Origin of the sequence: Kerstersia sp. (genome assembly GCF_052103615.1) — a bacterium.
Lineage (GTDB): Bacteria > Pseudomonadota > Gammaproteobacteria > Burkholderiales > Burkholderiaceae_B > Kerstersia.
This window is the reverse complement of record NZ_JBQEKA010000011.1, coordinates 1-3,034: the sequence shown is the minus strand read 5'-3', so window position 1 is coordinate 3,034 and position 3,034 is coordinate 1. Positions and strand designations below refer to the sequence as shown.

Annotated in this window: 3 protein-coding genes; 1 reads left to right on the top strand and 2 read right to left on the bottom strand. The window is 61.9% G+C overall.

Translation table 11 applies throughout. From position 1 onward, the window contains the following. Positions 1-191: 191 nt before the first annotated feature. Positions 192-1,337: a trypsin-like peptidase domain-containing protein gene (locus ACTJGZ_RS04670; protein WP_441661840.1), complete on the bottom strand. Its 1,146-nt coding sequence runs from the start codon at positions 1,335-1,337 to the stop codon at positions 192-194. A 22-nt stretch (positions 1,338-1,359) separates the two neighbouring features. Here ACTJGZ_RS04670 and ACTJGZ_RS04665 point away from each other — a divergent pair, with 22 nt between their 5' ends. After that, entirely contained in the window at positions 1,360-2,136 is a 777-nt protein-coding gene (locus ACTJGZ_RS04665) for a Nif3-like dinuclear metal center hexameric protein (protein WP_441661783.1), read from the top strand. A gap of 194 nt (positions 2,137-2,330) precedes the next feature. Here ACTJGZ_RS04665 and mscL read toward each other — a convergent pair whose 3' ends face one another. Continuing rightward, a complete protein-coding gene (gene mscL, locus ACTJGZ_RS04660; protein ID WP_441661782.1) occupies positions 2,331-2,789 on the bottom strand; it encodes a large conductance mechanosensitive channel protein MscL in 459 nt (152 codons plus the stop codon). Between the last annotated feature and the right edge of the window lie 245 nt (positions 2,790-3,034).

Genomic DNA, 3,034 nt, shown 5'->3' with positions numbered 1-3,034 from the left:
CAAATGGCCGCAGATGCCTGCCGGGAAACCCACGAACCGGACGCGCCCTGAAGCCCTGAAGCCCTGAAGCCCTGAAGCCCTGAAGCCCTGAAGCCCGGCAGTATGAGCCTGATCGCCCACACGCCCCGGCCCGCCCTCACCCAGCGCGGGAACCCGCAGCGGACAACCGCTGATTACGCATGCGGTGCCCGCTATTCTTCCACAGGCACGACCGCATCCGGCGCCACCGGCCGGACACCGATCTCCACCGACAAGCGGATCCGCTTGCCATTGCGCAGCAGCTCCCACACCACTTTAGTGCCCGGCGGCAGCTGGGCAATCGAATTGAGCGCTTCGGCCGTGCGCAACACCGGCTTGTCATTCAGGCTCAGCAGGATATCGCCCACCTGCATCCCGGCACGGTGCGCCGGCCCATCCCGCAAGACAGCCGCGACAATGACGCCTTCGGTCTTTTCCATGCCGAAGGCACGCGCCAGGTCTTCCGTCATATCCTGGGTTTCCAGGCCCATCCAGCCGCGCTGCACGCTGCCATGCGCGATAATTTCCTGCATGATCGCCAGCGCGCTGCTGATGGGAATCGTGAATCCGATCCCCAGCGACCCGCCCGTTTTCGAATAAATGGCCGTATTGATCCCCACCAGCACGCCGTTCGAATCGACCAGGGCGCCGCCCGAATTGCCGGGATTAATGGCCGCGTCCGTCTGAATGAAGTTTTCGTAGGTATTGATGCCCAGGCCGGTGCGGCCCACGGCCGATACAATCCCCATGGTAGTGGTCTGCCCGAAACCGAAAGGATTGCCGATCGCCAGCACGATCTCCCCCACTTCCAGGGGCTGGCGTTGCACCGACTCGAAATAGGGCAAATCTTTGCCTTCTATCTTGAGCACCGCAAGATCCGTCTCCGGGTCCGCCCCGATCAGGCGCGCCTTGAAACGCCGGCCATCATGCAAGGCCACTTCGATGGAATCCGCCGCCCGCACCACATGGTGATTGGTCAACACATATCCGTCCCGGCTGGCCATGACGCCCGAACCCAGGCTATTGCGTTCCTGCTCTTCGCTCAGCCCTGGCACCATGCCGAACAGTTCACGCAGCATCGGATCATCCGGCAGCGGAATCACCGGCACATTCACGCGCTGCGTCGTGTAAATATTCACCACCGCGGGCGCGGCGCGCTCCACCGCGCGGGCGAAAGATACCGGCGCCGCCTGGGCCTGCGGCGACAAAACGCCGCCACCGCCGGGCCGCAGCCATTCCGGCTTGAAAATGGACAGCACAAACAGGACTGCCAGGCAGAAAACGACAGTTTGCGAGAAAATCAGCCAAAGACGACGCATAGACATAGAGGAATCACAGACAATGAGCCAGATTCAAACACAGGAATTGTTGCAGTGGCTGGACCAGACACTGGAAAGCGCACGATTCAAGGATTATTGCCCTAACGGGCTGCAAGTAGAAGGCCGTCCTGTTATCCGGCACCTGATCAGCGGCGTCACCGCTTCCGAAGCCTTGCTGCAGGAAGCCGTCGCGCGTGGCGCCGACGGCGTGCTGGTGCACCATGGCTGGTTCTGGCGCAATGAGGACGCCCGCATCCGCGGCATGAAAAAACGCCGTATCGGCCTGGCCTTGGCCCACGACCTCAACCTGCTGGCCTATCACCTGCCGCTGGACGCCCACCCCACCCTGGGCAACAACGCGCAACTGGCGCGTGTTCTGGGGCTGGAACCTGAACGCGGCACCGATGGCGCGCCGCACACCTGTGGCCCGGACAAACTGATCTGGCTGGGCCAGGCGCCGGGCATCCGCACCGTGGCCGAACTGGAAGCCCGGATCGCGGAACGCCTGCAACGCCAGCCCGTTATCGCGGGTGACCGCAATCAGGCCCCGGGCCGCATTGCCTGGTGCACTGGCGGCGCCCAGGGATTCTTCGAAGCCGCGCTGGACGCCGGGGCCACCACCTTCATCACCGGCGAAATTTCCGAACCCAGCGCCCACATCGCAGCGGAAAACGGCGCCGTATTCATCAGTGCCGGCCACCATGCCACCGAACGTTATGGCGCCCTGGCGCTGGGGCAGGCCGTCGCGGAACAATTTGGCATCCGCGTCGATTTCATTGACCTGCCCAATCCAGCCTGATGCATTCGGCCTGATGCCTTTGGCCTGACCCGCCCTGCCTGACCCGGCGCAAACGCGGCGGGCGCACGCCTCTCCAGCGTGTCCGGCGGCCTGCAACAATTCGCCGCAGGCGGGAGCGCCCGCCGCGCGCCCCATAAAAAAAACCTGGTGGCCGGCATGCTGCCGGCCACCAGGCCTATCCAGGACAGTGAGAATTACTTCTTCAGCAGATCGCGGATTTCACGCAGCAGCACCACGTCATCCGGCGTCGGCGCGGGTGCTTCCGGCACCGCCTCTTCCTTGGCTTCAGCGGCGCGGCGGACACGGTTGATCGCCTTGACCATCCAGAAGATGACAAACGCCAGCAGGATGAAGTTGATGAGGATAGTCACGAAACTTCCCCAGGCCAGCACAATGGCCCCCGCTGCCGTCAGGTCAGCGTAGGTCATCGGGCCGGTATAGCCATCCGGGGCGGACAACAACAGGAACTTATTGGTGAAATCCACCGATCCGCCCAGGATGAAATTCACAATGGGCATGATCACATCTTTCACCAGGGAGTCCACAATCTTGCCGAACGCACCGCCGATAATCACACCGACGGCAAGGTCAACAACGCTCCCCTTAAGGGCAAATTCGCGAAACTCTTGCAAAATTCCGGTCTTTTGGCTCATAAAAATTCCTCACAGTATCGCCCGGGACGGGACAAGCGCTATGATAGCGTTTGTAGAATCGTCCCGAAGAGTGTGTCCGGCAAAATCGTTACCTTTTTTTGCCGCGCGGCCTAATCGGCCCTATACCGGGACGTAACCTGCCGCGAATGCGCGCCTGCGTCGCCACCGACCAAGCGCATGCCTGTTACCGCAGTTAAAAATAATATGGATGGACTATCCGTTATGTTGGTGCTCTATTCCGGGAC

Excerpts from the sequence above, each read along its gene's own strand:
- ACTJGZ_RS04665 (WP_441661783.1), top strand. The coding sequence starts at position 1,360 with ATGAGCCAGATTCAAACACAGGAATTGTTGCAGTGGCTGGACCAGACA.
- ACTJGZ_RS04670 (WP_441661840.1), bottom strand. The coding sequence starts at position 1,337 with ATGCGTCGTCTTTGGCTGATTTTCTCGCAAACTGTCGTTTTCTGCCTG.
- mscL (WP_441661782.1), bottom strand. The coding sequence starts at position 2,789 with ATGAGCCAAAAGACCGGAATTTTGCAAGAGTTTCGCGAATTTGCCCTT.